This is a genomic window from Bacillus sp. FSL K6-0042, assembly GCF_038006685.1.
Lineage (GTDB): Bacteria > Bacillota > Bacilli > Bacillales > Bacillaceae_G > Bacillus_A > Bacillus_A pseudomycoides.
In genome coordinates this window covers 2,448,869-2,467,864 of record NZ_JBBOVS010000001.1, presented here as the reverse complement: position 1 = coordinate 2,467,864, position 18,996 = coordinate 2,448,869, and the positions used below count along the sequence as shown (strand labels likewise).

The 18,996-nt window shown below is 37.7% G+C and carries 20 protein-coding genes, 14 tRNA genes and 4 riboswitches; of the genes, 32 read left to right on the top strand and 2 right to left on the bottom strand.

Features of this window, described 5'->3' with window-relative positions; genetic code table 11:
* The first annotated feature begins 7 nt into the window (after positions 1–7).
* The 16 genes from MHH45_RS12715 to MHH45_RS12640 all read left to right on the top strand — a co-directional run bounded on the left by MHH45_RS12715 (position 8) and on the right by MHH45_RS12640 (position 3,581).
* A tRNA-Leu gene (locus MHH45_RS12715) sits at positions 8–96 on the top strand.
* A 3-nt stretch (positions 97–99) separates the two neighbouring features.
* Positions 100–173, top strand: a tRNA-Arg gene (locus MHH45_RS12710).
* A gap of 10 nt (positions 174–183) precedes the next feature.
* A tRNA-Pro gene (locus tag MHH45_RS12705) sits at positions 184–257 on the top strand.
* A 14-nt stretch (positions 258–271) separates the two neighbouring features.
* A tRNA-Ala gene (locus tag MHH45_RS12700) sits at positions 272–344 on the top strand.
* A gap of 15 nt (positions 345–359) precedes the next feature.
* Positions 360–452: transfer RNA gene (locus MHH45_RS12695), tRNA-Ser, on the top strand.
* Positions 453–545: 93 nt separating this feature from the next.
* Positions 546–638: transfer RNA gene (locus MHH45_RS12690), tRNA-Ser, on the top strand.
* A gap of 23 nt (positions 639–661) precedes the next feature.
* A tRNA-Met gene (locus MHH45_RS12685) sits at positions 662–738 on the top strand.
* 3 nt (positions 739–741) lie between these two features.
* Positions 742–817 (top strand) — tRNA-Asp (locus tag MHH45_RS12680).
* Positions 818–827: 10 nt separating this feature from the next.
* Positions 828–900 (top strand) — tRNA-Phe (locus tag MHH45_RS12675).
* 17 nt (positions 901–917) lie between these two features.
* Positions 918–993, top strand: a tRNA-Thr gene (locus MHH45_RS12670).
* A gap of 3 nt (positions 994–996) precedes the next feature.
* Positions 997–1,067: transfer RNA gene (locus tag MHH45_RS12665), tRNA-Trp, on the top strand.
* Positions 1,068–1,077: 10 nt separating this feature from the next.
* Positions 1,078–1,154, top strand: a tRNA-Ile gene (locus MHH45_RS12660).
* Positions 1,155–1,157: 3 nt separating this feature from the next.
* Positions 1,158–1,232, top strand: a tRNA-Asn gene (locus tag MHH45_RS12655).
* A gap of 1 nt (position 1,233) precedes the next feature.
* Positions 1,234–1,305 (top strand) — tRNA-Glu (locus tag MHH45_RS12650).
* 175 nt (positions 1,306–1,480) lie between these two features.
* A complete protein-coding gene (locus MHH45_RS12645) occupies positions 1,481–1,900 on the top strand; it encodes a CBS domain-containing protein (protein WP_016113167.1) in 420 nt (139 codons plus the stop codon).
* Positions 1,901–2,429: 529 nt separating this feature from the next.
* Positions 2,430–3,581, top strand: coding sequence for a DUF3965 domain-containing protein (locus MHH45_RS12640; protein ID WP_016113168.1), 1,152 nt, complete (start codon positions 2,430–2,432; stop codon positions 3,579–3,581).
* A 123-nt stretch (positions 3,582–3,704) separates the two neighbouring features.
* On the opposite strand, the gene MHH45_RS12635 is transcribed toward MHH45_RS12640, so the two are convergent.
* Both MHH45_RS12635 and MHH45_RS12630 read right to left on the bottom strand, forming a co-directional pair.
* Entirely contained in the window at positions 3,705–4,037 is a 333-nt protein-coding gene (locus MHH45_RS12635) for a hypothetical protein (RefSeq protein ID WP_088093960.1), read from the bottom strand.
* 6 nt (positions 4,038–4,043) lie between these two features.
* The gene (locus tag MHH45_RS12630) at positions 4,044–4,445 is read right to left on the bottom strand and encodes a M23 family metallopeptidase (RefSeq protein WP_088093959.1); all 402 of its coding nucleotides are present in this window, start codon (positions 4,443–4,445) and stop codon (positions 4,044–4,046) included.
* 541 nt (positions 4,446–4,986) lie between these two features.
* Positions 4,987–5,098: riboswitch (TPP riboswitch) on the top strand.
* 61 nt (positions 5,099–5,159) lie between these two features.
* Positions 5,160–5,262: riboswitch (TPP riboswitch) on the top strand.
* Positions 5,263–5,350: 88 nt separating this feature from the next.
* On the opposite strand from MHH45_RS12630, the gene tenA reads away from it, so the two are divergent.
* The 16 genes from tenA to kdpB all read left to right on the top strand — a co-directional run bounded on the left by tenA (position 5,351) and on the right by kdpB (position 18,984).
* Complete coding sequence (tenA, locus tag MHH45_RS12625) at positions 5,351–6,046, top strand: thiaminase II (protein ID WP_088093958.1); 696 nt, start codon at positions 5,351–5,353, stop codon at positions 6,044–6,046.
* The gene (locus MHH45_RS12620; RefSeq protein WP_016113172.1) at positions 6,015–6,764 is read left to right on the top strand and encodes an ABC transporter ATP-binding protein; all 750 of its coding nucleotides are present in this window, start codon (positions 6,015–6,017) and stop codon (positions 6,762–6,764) included. Before tenA ends, MHH45_RS12620 begins: the two co-directional genes overlap by 32 nt.
* Positions 6,761–7,513 carry an ABC transporter permease gene (locus MHH45_RS12615; protein WP_088093957.1) on the top strand — a complete coding sequence of 251 codons (753 nt, stop codon included), beginning with the start codon at positions 6,761–6,763 and terminating at the stop codon, positions 7,511–7,513. Before MHH45_RS12620 ends, MHH45_RS12615 begins: the two co-directional genes overlap by 4 nt.
* Complete coding sequence (locus MHH45_RS12610) at positions 7,510–8,511, top strand: ABC transporter substrate-binding protein (protein ID WP_016113174.1); 1,002 nt, start codon at positions 7,510–7,512, stop codon at positions 8,509–8,511. The genes MHH45_RS12615 and MHH45_RS12610 overlap by 4 nt, the downstream gene beginning before the upstream one ends.
* A 10-nt stretch (positions 8,512–8,521) precedes the next feature.
* Entirely contained in the window at positions 8,522–9,142 is a 621-nt protein-coding gene (gene tenI, locus MHH45_RS12605; protein ID WP_016132544.1) for a thiazole tautomerase TenI, read from the top strand.
* Positions 9,135–10,286: a glycine oxidase ThiO gene (gene thiO / locus MHH45_RS12600; protein WP_016113176.1), complete on the top strand. Its 1,152-nt coding sequence runs from the start codon at positions 9,135–9,137 to the stop codon at positions 10,284–10,286. Before tenI ends, thiO begins: the two co-directional genes overlap by 8 nt.
* A 219-nt stretch (positions 10,287–10,505) precedes the next feature.
* Positions 10,506–10,709: a sulfur carrier protein ThiS gene (thiS, locus tag MHH45_RS12595; protein ID WP_016113177.1), complete on the top strand. Its 204-nt coding sequence runs from the start codon at positions 10,506–10,508 to the stop codon at positions 10,707–10,709.
* Positions 10,710–10,711: 2 nt separating this feature from the next.
* Positions 10,712–11,482 (top strand): thiazole synthase, encoded by a 771-nt coding sequence (locus MHH45_RS12590; protein ID WP_016113178.1) that lies wholly within the window; start codon positions 10,712–10,714, stop codon positions 11,480–11,482.
* A complete protein-coding gene (locus tag MHH45_RS12585; RefSeq protein WP_088093956.1) occupies positions 11,475–12,494 on the top strand; it encodes a thiazole biosynthesis adenylyltransferase ThiF in 1,020 nt (339 codons plus the stop codon). The genes MHH45_RS12590 and MHH45_RS12585 overlap by 8 nt, the downstream gene beginning before the upstream one ends.
* A gap of 6 nt (positions 12,495–12,500) precedes the next feature.
* A complete protein-coding gene (thiD, locus tag MHH45_RS12580; RefSeq protein ID WP_140386009.1) occupies positions 12,501–13,313 on the top strand; it encodes a bifunctional hydroxymethylpyrimidine kinase/phosphomethylpyrimidine kinase in 813 nt (270 codons plus the stop codon).
* Positions 13,314–13,566: 253 nt separating this feature from the next.
* Positions 13,567–13,714, top strand: a riboswitch (cyclic di-AMP (ydaO/yuaA leader).
* Positions 13,715–13,807: 93 nt separating this feature from the next.
* Positions 13,808–14,206, top strand: a complete 399-nt coding sequence (locus tag MHH45_RS12575) for a hypothetical protein (RefSeq protein ID WP_016113181.1) — start codon at positions 13,808–13,810, stop codon at positions 14,204–14,206.
* Between the two features lie 16 nt (positions 14,207–14,222).
* Positions 14,223–14,450 (top strand): hypothetical protein, encoded by a 228-nt coding sequence (locus MHH45_RS12570; protein WP_033671008.1) that lies wholly within the window; start codon positions 14,223–14,225, stop codon positions 14,448–14,450.
* A gap of 316 nt (positions 14,451–14,766) precedes the next feature.
* Positions 14,767–14,910, top strand: a riboswitch (cyclic di-AMP (ydaO/yuaA leader).
* Between the two features lie 101 nt (positions 14,911–15,011).
* Complete coding sequence (locus MHH45_RS12565; RefSeq protein ID WP_016113183.1) at positions 15,012–15,116, top strand: hypothetical protein; 105 nt, start codon at positions 15,012–15,014, stop codon at positions 15,114–15,116.
* A complete protein-coding gene (kdpF, locus tag MHH45_RS12560) occupies positions 15,113–15,193 on the top strand; it encodes a K(+)-transporting ATPase subunit F (RefSeq protein WP_000972378.1) in 81 nt (26 codons plus the stop codon). The genes MHH45_RS12565 and kdpF overlap by 4 nt, the downstream gene beginning before the upstream one ends.
* A gap of 19 nt (positions 15,194–15,212) precedes the next feature.
* Positions 15,213–16,880, top strand: coding sequence for a potassium-transporting ATPase subunit KdpA (gene kdpA, locus MHH45_RS12555; protein WP_016113184.1), 1,668 nt, complete (start codon positions 15,213–15,215; stop codon positions 16,878–16,880).
* Between the two features lie 13 nt (positions 16,881–16,893).
* Positions 16,894–18,984 carry a potassium-transporting ATPase subunit KdpB gene (gene kdpB / locus MHH45_RS12550; RefSeq protein ID WP_016113185.1) on the top strand — a complete coding sequence of 697 codons (2,091 nt, stop codon included), beginning with the start codon at positions 16,894–16,896 and terminating at the stop codon, positions 18,982–18,984.
* The last annotated feature ends 12 nt before the right edge of the window (positions 18,985–18,996 follow it).

Genomic DNA, 18,996 nt, shown 5'->3' with positions numbered 1-18,996 from the left:
ATGACATGCCGGGGTGGCGGAACAGGCAGACGCACAGGACTTAAAATCCTGCGGTGGGTGACCACCGTGCGGGTTCGACCCCCGCCCTCGGCACCATATGCGCCCGTAGCTCAATTGGATAGAGCGTTTGACTACGGATCAAAAGGTTAGGGGTTCGAGTCCTCTCGGGCGCGCTTTTATTAACGGGAAGTGGCTCAGCTTGGTAGAGCACCTGGTTTGGGACCAGGGGGTCGCAGGTTCAAATCCTGTCTTCCCGATATTTTTAAAACATGGGGCCTTAGCTCAGCTGGGAGAGCGCCTGCCTTGCACGCAGGAGGTCAGCGGTTCGATCCCGCTAGGCTCCACTTTAGTTATTTATTGGAGGTATACCCAAGTCTGGCTGAAGGGATCGGTCTTGAAAACCGACAGGCGGCGAGAGTCGCGCGGGGGTTCGAATCCCTCTACCTCCTCCATTTTATAATAATTAAAATGGAATGATTGGATAGTTAATAAAAACTATTAGATGTACAAAGATAACTAAAAGATATAATTAATATTTACTTCATGGAGGTATACCCAAGTCCGGCTGAAGGGATCGGTCTTGAAAACCGACAGGCGGCGAGAGTCGCGCGGGGGTTCGAATCCCTCTACCTCCTCCATTTTTTTAATAATATAATATCGTCGCGGGGTGGAGCAGTTCGGTAGCTCGTCGGGCTCATAACCCGAAGGTCGCAGGTTCAAATCCTGTCCCCGCAACCAAATGGTCCCGTGGTGTAGTGGTTAACATGCCTGCCTGTCACGCAGGAGATCGCCGGTTCGACCCCGGTCGGGACCGCCATTTACATAAAGGCTCGGTAGCTCAGTCGGTAGAGCAGAGGACTGAAAATCCTCGTGTCGGCGGTTCGATTCCGTCCCGAGCCATCTTTTTTTTTTGACAAGCCGGCTTAGCTCAATTGGTAGAGCAACTGACTTGTAATCAGTAGGTTGGGGGTTCAAGTCCTCTAGCCGGCACCACTTAGGGGCATAGTTTAAAGGTAGAACAGAGGTCTCCAAAACCTCCGGTGTGGGTTCGATTCCTACTGCCCCTGTAAGAAATATGGGCCTATAGCTCAGCTGGTTAGAGCGCACGCCTGATAAGCGTGAGGTCGATGGTTCGAGTCCATTTAGGCCCACCATATTCCGCAGTAGCTCAGTGGTAGAGCTATCGGCTGTTAACCGATCGGTCGTAGGTTCGAGTCCTACCTGCGGAGCCATGGCCCGTTGGTCAAGTGGTTAAGACACCGCCCTTTCACGGCGGTAACACGGGTTCGAATCCCGTACGGGTCATACAAAAGAGTCAGCAATTTGCTGGCTCTTTTTTTCTTGTGAAAAATATAATGTGAAGCTACGTTCTTTTCTAATATACGATATCGTCAATCCAAAATCCCTCTATTTATTATGAAATAAATAGAGGGATTTTGGAAAAACTATAGTATGTATAAAAAGGAGGGAATAGAGCTACATGACAATAGTTAGAGAATTTATGAGTACCGATATTGTGCAATGTACACCGCTAGATAATGTATATGAAGCTGCTGTGAAAATGAAAGAAGAGGCCATTGGGATGATTCCAATTGTAGAGAACAATCAAGTGGTTGGTCTTGTCACAGATCGTGATTTAGTTGTTCGTGGAATTGCTGAGAAACACCCTGGGTCTAATAAAATTACAAATGTCATGACAACAGAAATTGTTTCCGTATCTCCTGATGACCCTATTGAAAATGCTACAGAGTTAATGGCGCAGCATCAAATCAGAAGACTACCTGTAGTTGAGAATGGCGAGCTTGTTGGGATGTTAGCGCTAGGTGATTTAGCAATAGCAGAGAAAGCTGATGATCAAGCTGGATTTGCTTTAAGTGAGATTTCCGAGCATACAGAATAACGAGTAGATGCAGATTATTTTTAGGGTAGAAAATACAGTGGATTTAGATGCTAGAGAATAGGTAAGATTGGATACGTTTTATTCCGCATTAACGGGCAGTAAGACCCCCCACCTCAAGGTTTAGAGAGAAGCAAGGAAGATAGGTGGGGGATAACTGCCTGTAAAAGCCCGATTGGTGAGGACTTTCCATCAGTGGTGGATGAAGAAAATGCCTACTGATGGAAGTTTCACTTTATTAATACTGTAAGCAAAATTATATTGTTATTAAAACGTATCCAAAATGTTAGGCATAGATGTATATAAGGTGTAAAGATGCTTAACTAAGTATATATGAAGAATGATATATGTTAATTTCATTTGAATTTTTGGTTAAAAATTCCTATTGCTAATTTTTGTTATGTTAAAAAATGATATAATAATAAATATAAGTTTTATAATTTATTTTGAATATATTAATATTTATAATGTTATGTTTATCTACTAATCTATCAAAGATTTTATATATAAATAGAAATGGAGGGGAAATGATATGAGGGATGTACAAAGTAATCCAAATTGGAATTTGGTTACAGATGTTTATGTAGAACCCAATAATTTTGCGGATTTATTTTCTTTACTTGTACCAAATCATCCAAAAGGCGAAGGAAAAGAACGGACAATTTTAGCCTGGAAAGAAAAAGAATTTTATAAACAAGAAAACTTGGCTCCGTTTATTTTATATGGAATGAATAAGGTGCAGGACTTGCCACAGTTCCATAAGGATGAAATACCAACTTTAATTCGTATTGTTCGTTTATGCCAGAAAATCGGTTGGTATAAGGAAGCGTATACATTTATGGTGAACCAAAGATTAGATGAATTTGTACATACATCTATGGAATATGAAACGTGGGATATTTTAACTCAAGTTGTGGCTTGGAACTACTTAATTGTAAAATATCGAATTGGTAAATTAGAAAATGATGATGTAATGATATGGGAAAGAATTAAATTTAATACAGAGTGTATTGAAAAATGTGAGAAGCTATTATCTCATAAGGAAGTAATGGAACTTACATTCTTTTATATTTGCAAACAGGCAAAACTATTGTCTAAAGAAGAATTAGATCAAGAGATGATGAATTTAGCAATATACTGCAATACATACGTTTATGACTTATACATATATGACTTATTAAAAAAATATCGTAAGTGTACGGATTTTTTAACATATTATGGACCGAGTCGTTCTGTTGTTGCATGTCAAAGGGCTGTAATTGCTCAAATTTCTGATCGTCTTAATCCGTTAAAAACCACGCATGTGGATGATTATCTTTATGTAATGAAAGAAATGATGGAGCACATGTCGTTTGAATTTATGACTCGATATGAGCATTTCATTGGAAAACTATTATCATATGTACCATTTTTTGAAATGATTCAAGTTCCGCAACATGCATATTATTGTGAAGAGTTGATGTATGTTTGTAAAGGAATTGAACATAAGGAAGAACTTTTGCGGAATTATATATTTATACAATTACATGATTGTTTACCGTCATTTATTAAACAATTTCTAAAGAATAAGCGTTATGCAACGATTCATGATATTTTATTTTACTGGTGTGATGAGGAACAACGAGTGGGCTTAGAGAAGAAATATAATTTAAGTTTTATTTATGAACGATATGCGTGTGGATAAAGAAAAGTTTTGTGCTTTCCCTTGTTCACTCTATATAATGAATAAATAAAAAAAGAGTCTCACACTTCAAAGTGAGACTCTTTTTTTATTTAGTCGTAAATGAGAAGTAGACATACGTCCATTCTAAGCTTCTTGTTGTTTCTTACGGTGATCAGGAATGTAAATATATTGGGAAATAATGAGTAGTACCCCTATAAAAAATACAGGGAATATAGCAGCCAGGTGAAAACCACTATAAATAATATTTGTTATTAAACCGCCGATAATAACAAATGCAGTATATATATGAGAAATGTGTTTCTTTAGTCGGATCTTGAATGCTTCCATCAAAGATTCGATAGTAACAAATAAGATAACAATACTCAAAAAAACAATGTTAGTATTGTAAATTACTAAACAACAAATTAAACCGAGAAAAGCAAAATACTCAATTATTAAGGGAATATTACGTGGCATATAATATTACCGAACTAAATACTGCAGTGGATTTACCGCGTTTGTTTTTTCAAAATTCCATTCACCATTATGTAATTCAAAATGGTGGTGCTGCCCAAGTGAATGGCCTGTATTTCCTATATGTCCTAACAATTCCCCAGTCTGAACTTGATCATCAACAGTTACAATATAACTGTTTTTCCGTTTAGTAGATGTAGAAATATTTGTATTTTTTACGGAGCTAGCATTATTCCTTGCTTTTATTTTATTATTCGAATATAATATTTTTAGATTCGGTTTTATATATTGAGTGTTTTGTGTAGGCAATTCTTGAGCTGCTACAGTACATGTATCTACTTGAGTTATGGATGGAAGTAGAGATGCGACTGCGACAGTAGTTGCCGTTAAAGCTGTAGCTTTCTGTTTCATCTAATATTAGCCCCCCATAGATGTGTTAATACATCCCCTATTATAGTATAAAGATATAATATTTTGTGCACTATTCACATAACTGTAATACGAAATGAGAAAAATAACAATTTTTTAATGGAATCGAAATATATTAAAAGAATAATAGATTAATAATCATTATAATATGGATTAAAGATAATTGGTATTTTCTGAATAGATATATAAATCCGAATTGAAAAGCTGACAGAAAAGCTTTCTTTTTAGGCGGGAGAGAGCATCCGGCCATGCATAGAAGCGGTTAGATCCTTTTCCTACCCCGTACCAAGTTAAACAAAAAGAAAAAATGAATACAGGTCACCTTTTATTCTTCATAGCCGCGACTTATATGTTGGAAAATCAAAATGGATATATATATTTATTTTTCATATTTTATATAAGTAGAACTTTGATGGAAAGAATTCTTACTTTGTATTGGATTCATGGCTCGTAAATAGGATTGGAATAAGTTAAAACAGTTGCTGATGATCCATGACAGTGTTATACTGACTATGGTAATTTCATATTATGCTAGGAGAGCTGGTGTTGCCAGCTGAGAGTAAGGCCGAGAGTCTTTGATCCTTTTATTACCTGATCTAGATTATGCTAGCGTAGGGAAGCGATTCGGACATTAACAATCAGTCCCTGTTTCTTTGCGTAAAGAAACAGGGCTTTTTTATTTGACAATTTTATAGTGAAAACCACTAGGGGTGCTTTATGTGCTGAGAGAGGAATAATCCTTAACCCTTATAGACCTGATCTAGATTATGCTAGCGTAGGGAAGTGGAACAACGAATAAATGTATTTTTATTTGCTGTAGCCACTTCTTATATAGAGAAGTGGCTTTTTTATTTAGATAAATAGATATGAAAGAAGGGGAAATATAAATGAGATTTTGTGAGAGGTTATTTGAGACTGTGCAGCCGGTTTGGGAGAAAAGTCATAATCACCCATTTGTAACTGGGATGGGGGACGGTACATTAGAAAAAGATAAATTCCAATATTACATCATACAAGATTATTTATATTTACTAGATTATGCGAAGGTTTATGCAATTGGGGTTGTGAAAGCGACTAATCCGCAAGTTATGGCAAAATTTGCAGAACAAATAGACGGCATTTTAAATGGAGAAATGACGATCCATAAACAGTATGCAAAACGCCTTGGTATTTCTGTACAAGAGATGGAAGAGGCAAAACCATCTGCTAAAAATTTAGCGTATACAAACTATATGATGTCAGTATCTCAAAATGGTACGCTTGCAGAGTTAATTGCGGCTCTGCTTCCATGTATGTGGAGCTACTGGGAGATTGGAAAACGTTTAAATGATATTCCAGGAGCGAGAGATCATGAATTTTTTGGTGAGTGGATTCAAGGATATAGCTCAGAAGAGTATGGAAGCCTTTGCATTTGGCTAATGGAGTTATTAAATAAACTAGCTGAAGGAAAGTCTGAACAAGAGTTAGACAAATTAGAAGAGATTTTCTTATATTCCAGCCGCTTTGAGTATTTATTCTGGGATATGGCGTATCGTAAGGAGATGTGGGGCTTTGAGGAGCAAGAGCATACTACAGTTTCATAATGTTTCCTTTCATTATGATGAAAAGCCAATTATACAGGGTCTGGATGCTTCTGTACAAGAAAAAGAGTTTGTTAGCATCATTGGACCGAGTGGCTGTGGCAAAAGTACATTATTTCGTTTAATTACAGGATTAGAAGATGTAGCGGCTGGAACGATTCAACTTACAGAAACCTCGAGTCATCCTGTAGGGTATATGCCACAAAAAGATATGCTCCTGCCGTGGAGAACGATTATTGAAAATGCGGCATTGCCGTTAGAGTGCCAGGGGATAAAGAAAAAAGAAGCACATGTAAAGGCAAAAGAGCTGTTAGAACAATTTGGTTTACAAGGATACGAGAACAAATATCCGAAAGATTTATCAGGTGGTATGCGGCAGCGAGTGTCCTTTATTCGAACTTTATTAACAGGCGGGGACATTTTATTGTTAGATGAGCCGTTTAGCGCATTAGATGCATTAACGAAAGCAACGTTGCAAGAATGGTTGTTTGAGCAATGGAAACAGTGGCAAAAAACCATTTTATTTATTACACACGATGTAGAAGAAGCACTTTTTCTTTCTAATCGGATTTTAATAGTGACAGAGCAACCTATAACAACTTTAACGGAGCGTGTTGTACCACTTGGAACGGAGCGCTCAAGAAAAGATTTGCATAGGCCTGAGATACTAGGGCTAAAAGATGAGTTACTCGGTATGCTGCAAAGGCAGGTGCTCGTATGAAACGTGTGACAGAGTTACTACCTGCACTGATTTTAAGTGGCATACTACTCATAGCTTGGGAAGTGGGGGCTAGAATTGTAGATGAGATGTATATTTTGCCATCTCCTACTGCAATTCTAGCTAAAATGTGGGCACTGCGTGACATATTACTTACAGTTCATTTGCCAGCAACCTTATATGTAGTCTTAATCGGCGTAGTTATTTCTATTGTACTTGGTGTTGGACTGGCGATGTCTATGAATGCGAGTAAATGGGTAGCAAGAGCTTTTTATCCGTTACTAGTTGCTTCACAAACGATTCCAATTACTGCTTTAGCACCATTATTTGTTTTATGGTTTGGCTATTCAATTTGGAGCAAAGTCGTTGTGACAGTTTTGATTACCTTTTTCCCCATTGCGGTAAATACGTATGATGGATTGCGCAGCACGAAAAAGGAATGGGAGGAGCTTTTAGTGACATATGGCGCAACGAAAAAAGATATTTTTCTAAAGTTAAAGTTGCCATCTGCACTTCCGTACTTTTTCTCTGCTTTAAAAATTGCTGTTCCGCTTAGTGTCATTGGAGCAGCAATTGGTGAGTGGCTTGGTGCGCAAGTTGGTTTAGGATACTTTAGTAAACGAATGATGACACAGTTAGACGGAGCTGGTGTGTTTGCACCGATTGTGCTTCTATCATTACTAGCTATTTTATTTGTTTTAGTTGTTTCTATATTAGAAAAGAAATTCATTAGTTGGAGGAAACATTCATGAAATTATTCAAACGCATCTTTGTGTTTACATTATTAGTTGCAATGATTGCAGGGTGTTCCAGCAATTCATCATCAGAAAAGAAAAAGGCTGAAAAAGAAGTAACAGTTATGCTCGACTGGTATCCAAATGCAGTCCATAGTTTTATCTATGCGGCGATTGAAAAAGGATATTTTAAAGAAGAAGGCGTGAAAGTAAATATTAAATTCCCTTCTAATCCAACCGATCCATTAACGTTGGCAGCAGCGGGGAAAGTAACAGTTGGTTTATATTATCAGCCAGATGTTGTCATTGCAAAAGCAAATGAACAAATTCCAGTGAAATCAATCGGAGCTGTGGTCCGTTCACCATTAAATCACGTCGTATCATTAAAATCAGAGGGAATCAATTCACCAAAAGATTTAGAAGGAAAGACAGTTGGTTATTCTGGAACACCTTTAAGTGAAGCGTATTTAAAAACGATGGTAAAAGAAGCTGGTGGCAATCCGGATACTGTAAAAGTAGTAGATGTTGGATTTGATTTAGTACCAGCGTTAATTACGAAAAAAGTAGATGCTGTCACAGGTGCTTATATTAACCATGAAGTTCCTGTTATGCGTCATGAAGGCCATGAACCAGCGTACTTCAACCCAGCTGACTATGGTGTACCAAATTATCATGAACTTGTTTTTGTAACAGGTGATAAAACGTTGAAAAAAGATAAAGAAGCGTTGCAAGCCTTTTTACGAGGTGCGAAAAAAGGATATGAATTTATGAAAAAGAATCCGGACGAAGCACTGGGTATTTTATTAAATCATCAAGAAAAGGAAAATTTCCCACTTGTTCCAGAAGTTGAAAAAGAAAGTATGAAAATTTTGTTAGAGAAAATGGAAACGAAAGATGAGCCATTTTTATCAGATACGAAAGAGTCATGGGAAAAACAAAATAAATGGTTGAAAGAAAAAGGCATGACAAAAGAGATTGTTCCTGCCAATGAATTATTCGAAAATATTTTAAAGTAGGCGAGTGAATATGAAAGATGAGCTCCACGTTATCTCAAATGGCCAGATGGCATTCGAAGAGTTAGCGAATGTAGCGATGCAAATTGAGAGTGAGATTGATTATTTGCATATTCGTGAGCGAGAGAAAAGTACGAAAGAGTTATATGAAGGTGTGGAAGGTCTCCTAAAAGGAGGCTTTCCGGCATCTAAGCTTGTGATTAATGATCGAATCGATATTGCAATTCTATTAAATATTCCTCGCGTACAATTGGGATATCGAAGTGCTGATGTCAGGTCTGTAAAGGAAAAGTTTTCTTATTTGCATGTTGGTTATTCTGTGCATTCTTTAGAGGAAGCGATAGTAGCGTTCAAAAATGGAGCAGATTCACTTGTTTATGGTCATGTATTTTCAACGAGTTGTAAGAAAGATGTTCCGGCAAGAGGGTTGGAAGAGATTTCAGATATAGCAAGGCGGTTAACGATACCGATTACAGCTATTGGAGGGATAACACCTAAAAATATAGGAGAGGTTCTTGGAGCTGGCGTGAGTGGTATTGCTGTTATGTCTGGGATTGTAAGTGATAGTAATCCGTATGAGCAGGCAAGGTTGTACAAGGAGAAAATAAGAAAGTGGGCGAAAAATCATGAGTAAGAAGTATGATGTAGCCATTATTGGCGGCGGTGTGATTGGGAGTTCAGTTGCACATTTTCTAGCGGAAAGAGGATACCAAGTTGCAATTGTTGAGAAACAAAGGATTGCGTCTGAAGCTTCTAAAGCAGCGGCAGGTTTACTTGGTGTACAGGCGGAGTGGGATGCGTACGATCCACTATTTGAGCTTGCTAGAGAAAGCCGTACAATATTTCCACAACTTGCAGTAGCTTTACGTGAAAAAACGGGTATTGATATTGGATATGAAGAGAAAGGCATATATCGTATAGCTCAAAATGAAGATGAGAAGACAAGAATACTAGATATTATGGACTGGCAACAGAAAACAGGTGAAGAATCATATTTTCTGACAGGAGATGAGCTTTATAAAAAAGAGCCATTCCTCTCTTCATCGATCATTGGGGCTGTATATTATCCAAAAGATGGTCATGTTATTGCACCGGAACTTACAAAGGCATTTGCACACTCTGCGGCCATTTCTGGTGCTGATATATATGAACAAACAGAAGTATTTGATATCAAAATAGAAAACAACCGAGTAGTAGGAATTGTTACGAATGAAGGTATGATTACATGTGAAAAGGTAGTAATTGCTGGTGGTTCGTGGAGTACAAAACTACTTCATCATTTTCATAGTGAGTGGGGTACATATCCTGTAAAAGGAGAAGTTGTTGCCGTAAAGAGCCGTAAACCATTGCTGCAATCTCCTATTTTCCAAGAGCGGTTTTATATCGCGCCAAAACGTGGTGGACGCTATGTAATTGGAGCAACGATGAAGCCTCATACGTTTAATAAGTCTGTACAACCAGAAAGTATTACTTCGATATTAGAACGTGCTTATACAATCTTGCCGGCTTTGAAAGAAGCTGAATGGGAAAGTACGTGGGCGGGATTACGCCCGCAATCTAATCACGAGGTTCCTTATATGGGGGCACATGAGGAAATAAAAGGATTATATGCTTGTACCGGTCATTACAGAAACGGTATTTTATTAAGTCCCGTTTCTGGTCAATATATGGCAAATTTAATAGAAGGAAAGCAAGGGAATTATTTGCTAGATTCATTGGTTTCTAAATCAACTTATCCTGCATTAACTGGCAGTAAGCGCCTGATTGATGGAGGATAAAAAGAACACATGTTGATTAAGGTTTCACTTTATATAAATGTATTTTGATTTTTTAACATGTAAGTCAATGTGACAAAGAATAAAGGCTGAACTACACTCGTTTTTTTTTCTTTGTTTTTACTTGGCATGGGGCAGGAAAAGGATCTGACCGCTTCTATGCATGTTCGGATGCTCTCTCCCACCTAACAAGAAAGGTTTATATAGAAAGGGGATGGAAGTTTGAATTTGAAAATTAATGGTAAGAAAGTAGAGGTACCTGGGAGTGTTAAGACAGTAGCAGAATTGCTTACACATTTAGGATTGGATACAAAAATTGTTGTGGTGGAATGTAACCAAGATATTTTGCAAAAAGAAGACCATCGAGATACATCTGTTTTTGATGGAGACCAAATTGAGATTGTAACTTTCGTAGGAGGCGGTTGATTATGTTAAACATTGGACCATTTACATTTCATTCTAGACTTTTATTAGGAACAGGGAAATTTTCTGATTTTGATGTACAAAGAAAAGCAATTGAAGTATCAGAGGCAGAAATTTTAACATTTGCAGTACGTCGTATGGATATATTTGATGCAGACCAACCCAATTTATTAGAAAAAATTGATGTAAAAAAATATATATTACTCCCAAACACAGCAGGGGCAAAAAATGCTGAAGAAGCAGTTCGTATTGCGAAATTAGCAAAAGCTTCAGGGCTTTGTGACATGGTAAAAGTAGAGGTTATTGGTGATGACAGAACGTTATTACCTGATCCAGTGGAGACTTTAAAAGCCTCTGAAATGTTGTTAGAAGAAGGATTTATTGTTCTTCCTTATACATCTGATGATGTTGTATTAGCACGTAAATTACAGGAACTTGGTGTTCATGCGATTATGCCTGGTGCATCACCAATTGGCTCAGGACTTGGAATTGTAAATCCATTAAGCTTAAGCTTTATTATTGAACAAGCAAAAGTACCGGTAATTGTGGATGCAGGTGTTGGTAGTCCAGCTGATGCAGCATTTGCGATGGAATTAGGAGCGGATGGTGTGCTATTAAATACAGCTGTATCTGGAGCGAAGGATCCTATTAAAATGGCAGAAGCAATGAAATTAGGTATTCATGCAGGACGTTTAGGATTTGAAGCAGGACGTATTGCACGTAAGCGTTGCGCGACAGCAAGTAGCCCGTTAGAAGGAATGAGCGTAGTTGAATAATCGATATTCTCGCCAAGAGTTATTTTCTCCAATTGGTGAAAAAGGGCAGCAAAGAATAGGCGGAAAGCATGTGTTAATCATTGGTGCTGGGGCACTTGGTAGCGCGAATGCAGAGATGCTTGTAAGAGCTGGCGTCGGCCATGTAACGATTGTGGATCGCGATTATATTGATTGGAGCAATTTACAACGTCAGCAGCTATATTGTGAGGAGGATGTAGAAAGTAATCTTCCGAAGGCTGTAGCAGCACAAAGACGTTTGCAAGCGATTAATAGCAATGTAATTGTAGAAGCATATGTTCAAGATGTGACAGCAGAGGAATTAGAACAGCTTGTTACAAATGTCGATGTAATAATTGATGCGACTGATAATTTTGAAACACGTTTTATCGTAAATGATATATCACAAAAAAATTCAATTCCGTGGGTTTATGGGGCGTGTGTAGGAAGTTACGGCCTTTCTTATACGATTTTACCAGGAAAAACGCCATGTTTATCTTGTTTATTACAATCTATTCCGCTTGGCGGAGCAACATGTGATACAGCAGGTATTATTTCACCTGCTGTATCTCTCGTTGTTTCTTATCAAGTAACGGAAACGATTAAAATTTTAGTAGAGGATTATGAAGCACTTCGTGATGGACTTGTGTCGTTTGATGTATGGAAAAACGAATATTCATGTATGAATGTGCAAAAGCTTCGAAAGCCGAATTGTCCATCATGTGGTGGGGAAGCACTCTACCCATATTTAAGTAAAGAGAATACATCGAAAACTGCAGTTTTATGCGGAAGAAATACAGTTCAAATCAGACCTCCTTATAAAGAACAATCAGATTTTAAACGATATAAAGAGCTGCTGCGCGATCGCGTAGCAGATTTAATGGTAAATCCCTATTTATTATCATTTTCAGTTGAAGGGAAGCGACTAGTTGCCTTTCAAGATGGACGCGTACTTGTGCATGGAACAAAAGATATAGTAGAAGCAAAAACGATTTATCATCGCTATTTTGGATAGAAAAGGATGAGTGAGATGAAAGTGAATAAAGCTTTAACAATTGCTGGATCAGATAGCGGCGGTGGTGCAGGTATTCAAGCAGATTTAAAAACATTTCAAGAGCTTGGTGTATATGGAATGACAGCTATTACAGCTATTACAGCTCAAAACACACTTGGTGTGCAAGGAGTATATCCTGTTACCCTTGAAGGGATTCAGGAGCAATTAAATTCAATTGGTGTTGATTTAACACCAGATGCTGTTAAGCTCGGCATGCTATTTAGTAGTGAAATTATTAAGGTCGTTGCAGAAAATATTAAAAAGTTTGGCTGGAATAATATTGTACTAGATCCTGTTATGATTGCAAAAGGTGGTGCATCGTTATTACAGCAAGAAGCAGTGCAAGCATTGAAAGAACATTTATTGCCAATTGCAACAGTTGTGACTCCGAATGTACCGGAAGCAGAAGTATTAACAGGGATGGAGATTCATAACATCCAAGATAGTAAAGAAGCTGCGAAGGAATTGCATAGATTAGGAGCTAAGTACGTTCTTATGAAAGGTGGACATGCCGCTTATCAAGGAAATGAAGTTATTGATTTCTTATTTGATGGTGAACAATTTATTGAGTATAAAAGTGAACGAATAGACTCCAAACAAACGCATGGTAGCGGTTGTACATTTGCGTCTGCTGTAACGGCAGGACTTGCAAATGGGTATCCAATCGAAGAAGCGGTTCGAGAAGCGAAAAAGTTTATTAGCATAGCAATTGAACAGCAATTGAATATTGGAAGTGGTCATGGCCCAACGAATCATTTTGCATATAAAGTGAAACTTTAATCAGTGGGGAGTTTCATCCCCCATTGATTATTAGTTGAACCAATCGGGCTTTTACAGGAAGTTGGTCCCCCATCTAGTAGTTTTTGCTTTCGCTGCATTTTGAGATGGGGATCTTACTGCCTATTAATGCGGGGTAAACGTCAAGAAACTCGTGCGTAAATATTCAAGTCTTGATGGGGAAGTCAGTTTTATAACTGGCTTTTTTTATTGTTTACTTTTTCCATATTTAGGAGTATTATATCAGCCAGAATCTGTTTTTGTAACGCTGAGTCCGATTCATTTGGAGCGGAGGAACCAAATTGTGCATGGTCACTAGGGGTGAATCTTTCATGATGAAAGTAGGGCTACTCTCAAAGTCCGAATCCGACAGCTAACTTCGTAAGCGTCTTGAGAGAGGATGGTGCATGGATGGATACATCACTTCATCGGTCTGATTAGTATAGGAGAATATCAATCTATATTTGAATTCTTTTATGCTAAGGAGGATGATGTACATGGATGGGGAAAAAGAGGTAACGCTCATTTGTGTAGGGGAAGAGGAAAAAGTAAACAGTTTACGAGAATTAGTGCCTTTTCAACAAGATATGATTATTTTTACCGCAACTGAACATGTAGCGGCTGAAGTGCGAGCGTGTGGATTTGAATCAACTTATTGTTGCAATGGTGAGCAGAATGTAACTAATATTGGCAAGAGGATTAAAAAAGTAATCCTGCTAGGAGATGAGCTTCCAACAGTTAGCTTTTTTACCGAGCGTATTCGATTTTCTTTTCAAGCACCTATTACAGTTGTCACAAGAAATAAAAGATATCCAGTAAGGCTCTATCAAACAATTGGAGCTACATTTGTAGTGTTTACAAATTGTGATAACATTTCTTTTTTATTTTTTGAATAGGGCGGGGGAAGTGATGATGAAGGTGTTATTACGCGAGGATATAGCGAATCGTTGGGCAGTATCAGTAGAGCGAGTTCAAGAATTAGCAATGGATCCTATGTTTCCAAAGCCGTATATGATATTGCCGTCAGAAGATAGTTTATATTTAGAAACGGATATCATTGAGTATGAAAAAATGCATGTGGAGCTGACACAAGTCTTTGTTCGCGGGAGAAATTTACGTTCATTTTTGCGTAGAGAATAAAGTGAAACTTCTTCGTTTCTGTGGGGGGCTTACTGCCCGCAAATAGCGGGATAAAATTAGTATGAGGAAGAGAGCGAGTGTTAAGTGCTAAAAGAAGTACTTAACATAATTCGCTCTTTTTTATTTTATATTAAAAGTTGATTTCAATGAAAAAGAAAGAAAAGACAAGGAAACAGATGATAAAATATTAATCTTAACCAATGTAAGCGTTTAAATGATGAAATATTTTCTTATTTTAGGTAATTTTACTCTTTACAAGTTAAATATAGAGGAGTATATTTACATTCATAAATTGTTCATAAATATTTCCAAAAACAACCTGATATCGCTGAGTCCAGAAATGGAGCGGGGGAACCAATTTTGTGCATTGTCACTTGGGGTGAATCTTTCATTACGAAAGTAGGGCTACTCTTTAGGCCCGAATCCGACAGCTAACCTCGTAAGCGTTTGGAGAGGAGGTTTACTTTTGTGTTGTTCATTTTTGAACACTGAGTAGAGCCTCAGTGTTCTTTTTTTGATGGGTAGATGGTAAAATTTAACATTTTAAAGTGAGGGATTATAATGCTTGATGTTGTGATGATCGGAATCTGTGTTGTATTGGTAGCATCTATGATAGGGCTAGCGAGCTGGTCAGATAAAGTTGTGAAAGAAGGGAAGCAATCATGATGATTGCCTTATCGGTTATTGTTGCAGCGATTACTGTGTATTTAGTTTATGCGTTATTAAATCCAGAAAAGTTTTAATTAGGGGGAATCATTCATTATGATTTGGGTTGCAGTTGTCATCACAATGTTATTGTTTATTCTTGTTGCAAAGCCAACGGGGATTTATTTAGAGAAAGCTTTTCAAGGTAGTAGAAAATTAGATAAAGTATTTGGCCCTTTTGAAAAGCTTATTTTCAAAATTGCGGGTGTTAAGTCGTACAATCAAACTTGGAAACAGTATGCACTATCATTAGTTGCACTCAATGGTTTCATGATCGTTGTTGTATACTTCATCTTTCGCTTACAAGGCGTGCTTCCATTAAATCCAGCTCATATTGAAGGGATGGAGCCAACGCTTGCTTTTAATACAGCAATCAGCTTTATGGCGGATACAAACTTACAGCATTATAGCGGCGAAAACGGATTATCTTATTTATCACAATTAATTGGGATCACATTTTTAATGTTTGCTGCACCGGCAACGACATTAGCACTTGTTATGGCTTTTATAAGAGGATTAGCAGGCAAGGAACTGGGGAACTTTTTCGTTGATTTTACTCGAGCTTTAACAAGGGTCTTTCTTCCCATTGCATTTGTTGCAGCACTGATTTTTGTTGCGCTTGGTGTACCGCAAACTTTAGACGGAGCAGTTACAGCACAAACAATTGAAGGTGTGAAACAAAGTATTTTGCGTGGTCCTGTAGCTTCATTTGTTTCAATTAAGGAACTTGGTAACAATGGTGGCGGATTCTTCGGAGCAAACTCCACACATCCATTTGAGAATCCAGGACAAATCACTAACATCTTACAAATGATGCTCATGATGTTACTGCCAACAGCTTTACCGTTTACGTATGGACGAATGGTTGGCAATAAGAAACAAGGACGTATCCTTTTCGTTTCCCTATTTATGGTGTTTTTAATTGGGTTTGTAACGATTGTTTCATCTGAATTACATGGGAATCCAGTATTAAATCAAATGGGTATGGAACATGTGCAAGGCAGTACAGAAGGAAAAGAAGTACGATTTGGAACAGTCTTTTCTTCACTGTATGCGACAGTAACAACAGCAGCCGAAACAGGTGCAGTTGATACAATGCATGATACGTTAACACCGATTGGTGGATTGGTACCACTTGTAAACATGATGTTAAATACAGTGTTTGGTGGTGTTGGAGCAGGTTTTGTCAATATCATTATGTACGCAATTATTGCAGTCTTTATATCTGGATTGATGGTTGGACGGACACCAGAATTTTTAGGTAAGAAAATTGAAGGAAAAGAAATGAAATTAATTGCGGTAACAATATTATTTCATCCATTGCTTATTTTAGGATTTTCAGCATTGGCCCTTTCAACTCATTTAGGGACGGATGCGATTTCTCATTCAGGTTTTCATGGTTTAACGCAAGTTGTATATGAGTATACATCTTCTGCTGCCAACAATGGATCTGGATTTGAGGGATTAGGAGATAATACACCATTTTGGAATATTACAACTGGTTTAGTTATGTTTTTAGGACGTTATTTCAGTTTAATTACGATGTTAGCTGTTGCAGCTTCATTGAAAGAGAAGACGGTAGTACCAGAAACAGTCGGAACATTCCGAACAGATAATAGTTTATTTGGTGGAATTTTCATTGGGACAATTGTAATTGTCGGTGCGTTAACATTCTTCCCAATGTTAGTATTAGGCCCAATTGCAGAATTTCTTACATTGAAGTAATGGAGGGTAAATGATGAGACCTGTAGTGGTAAAAGAAAAACAAGCGAATCAATCACGGGTACATGTTGTAGAAGATGAGGTTAGACAAGCGAAAACGATGGATCGTGATATTGTTACACATGCAATGAAACAATCAGTTGCGAAGCTGAATCCGAAAGTAATGGTGAAAAACCCAATTATGTTCGTAGTGGAAATTGGATTTATTATTACTTTGATTTTATCATTCCTTCCCAATGAATCTAGTAGTATACCAGGTTGGTTTAATATAACAGTTTCTCTCATTCTATTATTTACAGTGTTATTTGCGAATTTTGCAGAAGCATTAGCTGAAGGGCGTGGGAAAGCGCAAGCAGATTCTTTGAAACAATCGAAGAAAGATGTATTTGCAAATGTCATAAAAGAGAATGGGAAAATCGTTCAAGTTTCAGCGACTGAGCTGAGAAAAGGTGACATTGTAATTGTAAAGCAAGGGGAAATGATTCCAAGTGATGGTGAAGTCATTAAAGGTTTGGCATCGGTGGATGAATCAGCAATAACAGGTGAATCTGCTCCTGTTATTAAAGAAGCAGGTGGTGATTTTTGTTCGGTAACAGGCGGTACAATGGTTGTTAGTGATGAGATTACAATTTCGATTACAAGCAATCCAGGTGAGTCATTTATAGATAAAATGATCTCTTTAGTAGAAGGGGCTGCTCGTCAAAAAACACCGAATGAGATAGCTTTGAATACAGTACTGACAAGTTTAACTCTTATTTTCTTAATTGTAGTTGTAACACTACCAATTTTCACAAATTATTTAGGGTTTAAGATTGATACAGCCGTACTTGTTGCACTTCTTGTTTGCTTAATTCCAACAACAATTGGAGGATTATTATCCGCGATTGGGATTGCTGGAATGGACCGTGTTACGAAATTTAATGTATTAGCAATGTCAGGTAAAGCTGTAGAGGCTGCGGGTGATATTAATACAATTATTTTAGATAAAACGGGTACTATTACTTTTGGAAACCGGATGGCACATACATTACTTCCTGTAGGAAACGAAACAATTGAACAATTAGCAAAATGGGCTGCATTAGGATCAGTTTTAGATGAAACACCAGAAGGTCGTTCTGTAATTGAATATGTAAAATCAAAAGCTTTATCATATAACAGTGAGCTTGCTGAGCAAGGAGAGTTTGTTCCGTTTAAAGCAGAAACAAGAATGAGTGGTGTAGACTTACTTGATGGTACAAAAGTAAGAAAAGGTGCAGTTGGTGCTGTTATTGAGTGGGTACAAGCGCAAGGTGGTACGATTCCAAAAGATGTGAATCAAAAGGCAGATTTAATTTCAAAAGAAGGTGGGACACCACTTGTAGTTGCAGTGGATGATCGTATTTATGGCTTAATCTATTTAAAGGATACTGTAAAACCTGGTATGCGCGAACGTTTTGAACAACTTCGCCAAATGGGAATCAAAACGGTCATGTGTACAGGTGATAACCCATTAACAGCAGCAACAATTGCGAAAGAAGCAGGTGTAGATGAATTTGTTGCAGAATGTAAGCCAGAAGATAAAATTGCAGTTATTAAAACAGAACAAGATAAAGGAAAACTTGTGGCAATGACTGGCGATGGTACGAATGACGCACCAGCGTTAGCGCAAGCGGATGTTGGATTAGCGATGAATAGTGGAACAACAGCTGCGAAAGAAGCGGCTAATATGATTGATCTAGATTCCAATCCAACAAAAATTATTGAGGTTGTAGGTATTGGTAAACAGCTGCTAATGACGCGTGGTGCATTAACAACGTTCAGTATCGCGAATGATATAGCAAAATACTTTGCGATTATTCCAGCGATGTTTACATTAGCAATTCCGCAAATGGAAGCACTGAACATAATGAAATTAACTTCGCCACTTTCAGCTATTTTATCAGCATTAATATTTAATGCGATTATCATTCCATTACTCATTCCATTAGCAATGAAGGGGATTGCGTATAAACCGATGAGTTCCAATGCATTGCTTGGTCGCAACTTATTAATTTACGGACTTGGAGGAGTCATTGTTCCTTTCATTGGGATTAAGGTAATTGATCTAATTGTAGGATTGTTCATATAAGGAAGAGGGGAA

Bases quoted from the DNA above. Each gene is read 5' to 3' on its own strand.
- MHH45_RS12575 (WP_016113181.1), top strand. From the start codon at position 13,808: ATGGATGGGGAAAAAGAGGTAACGCTCATTTGTGTAGGGGAAGAGGAA.
- MHH45_RS12570 (WP_033671008.1), top strand. From the start codon at position 14,223: ATGAAGGTGTTATTACGCGAGGATATAGCGAATCGTTGGGCAGTATCA.
- kdpA (WP_016113184.1), top strand. From the start codon at position 15,213: ATGATTTGGGTTGCAGTTGTCATCACAATGTTATTGTTTATTCTTGTT.
- thiO (WP_016113176.1), top strand. From the start codon at position 9,135: ATGAGTAAGAAGTATGATGTAGCCATTATTGGCGGCGGTGTGATTGGG.
- MHH45_RS12615 (WP_088093957.1), top strand. From the start codon at position 6,761: ATGAAACGTGTGACAGAGTTACTACCTGCACTGATTTTAAGTGGCATA.
- MHH45_RS12590 (WP_016113178.1), top strand. From the start codon at position 10,712: ATGTTAAACATTGGACCATTTACATTTCATTCTAGACTTTTATTAGGA.
- MHH45_RS12645 (WP_016113167.1), top strand. From the start codon at position 1,481: ATGACAATAGTTAGAGAATTTATGAGTACCGATATTGTGCAATGTACA.
- MHH45_RS12610 (WP_016113174.1), top strand. From the start codon at position 7,510: ATGAAATTATTCAAACGCATCTTTGTGTTTACATTATTAGTTGCAATG.
- MHH45_RS12565 (WP_016113183.1), top strand. From the start codon at position 15,012: ATGCTTGATGTTGTGATGATCGGAATCTGTGTTGTATTGGTAGCATCT.
- MHH45_RS12640 (WP_016113168.1), top strand. From the start codon at position 2,430: ATGAGGGATGTACAAAGTAATCCAAATTGGAATTTGGTTACAGATGTT.
- kdpB (WP_016113185.1), top strand. From the start codon at position 16,894: ATGAGACCTGTAGTGGTAAAAGAAAAACAAGCGAATCAATCACGGGTA.
- thiD (WP_140386009.1), top strand. From the start codon at position 12,501: ATGAGTGAGATGAAAGTGAATAAAGCTTTAACAATTGCTGGATCAGAT.
- kdpF (WP_000972378.1), top strand. From the start codon at position 15,113: ATGATGATTGCCTTATCGGTTATTGTTGCAGCGATTACTGTGTATTTA.
- MHH45_RS12630 (WP_088093959.1), bottom strand. From the start codon at position 4,445: ATGAAACAGAAAGCTACAGCTTTAACGGCAACTACTGTCGCAGTCGCA.
- tenI (WP_016132544.1), top strand. From the start codon at position 8,522: ATGAAAGATGAGCTCCACGTTATCTCAAATGGCCAGATGGCATTCGAA.
- MHH45_RS12635 (WP_088093960.1), bottom strand. From the start codon at position 4,037: ATGCCACGTAATATTCCCTTAATAATTGAGTATTTTGCTTTTCTCGGT.
- tenA (WP_088093958.1), top strand. From the start codon at position 5,351: ATGAGATTTTGTGAGAGGTTATTTGAGACTGTGCAGCCGGTTTGGGAG.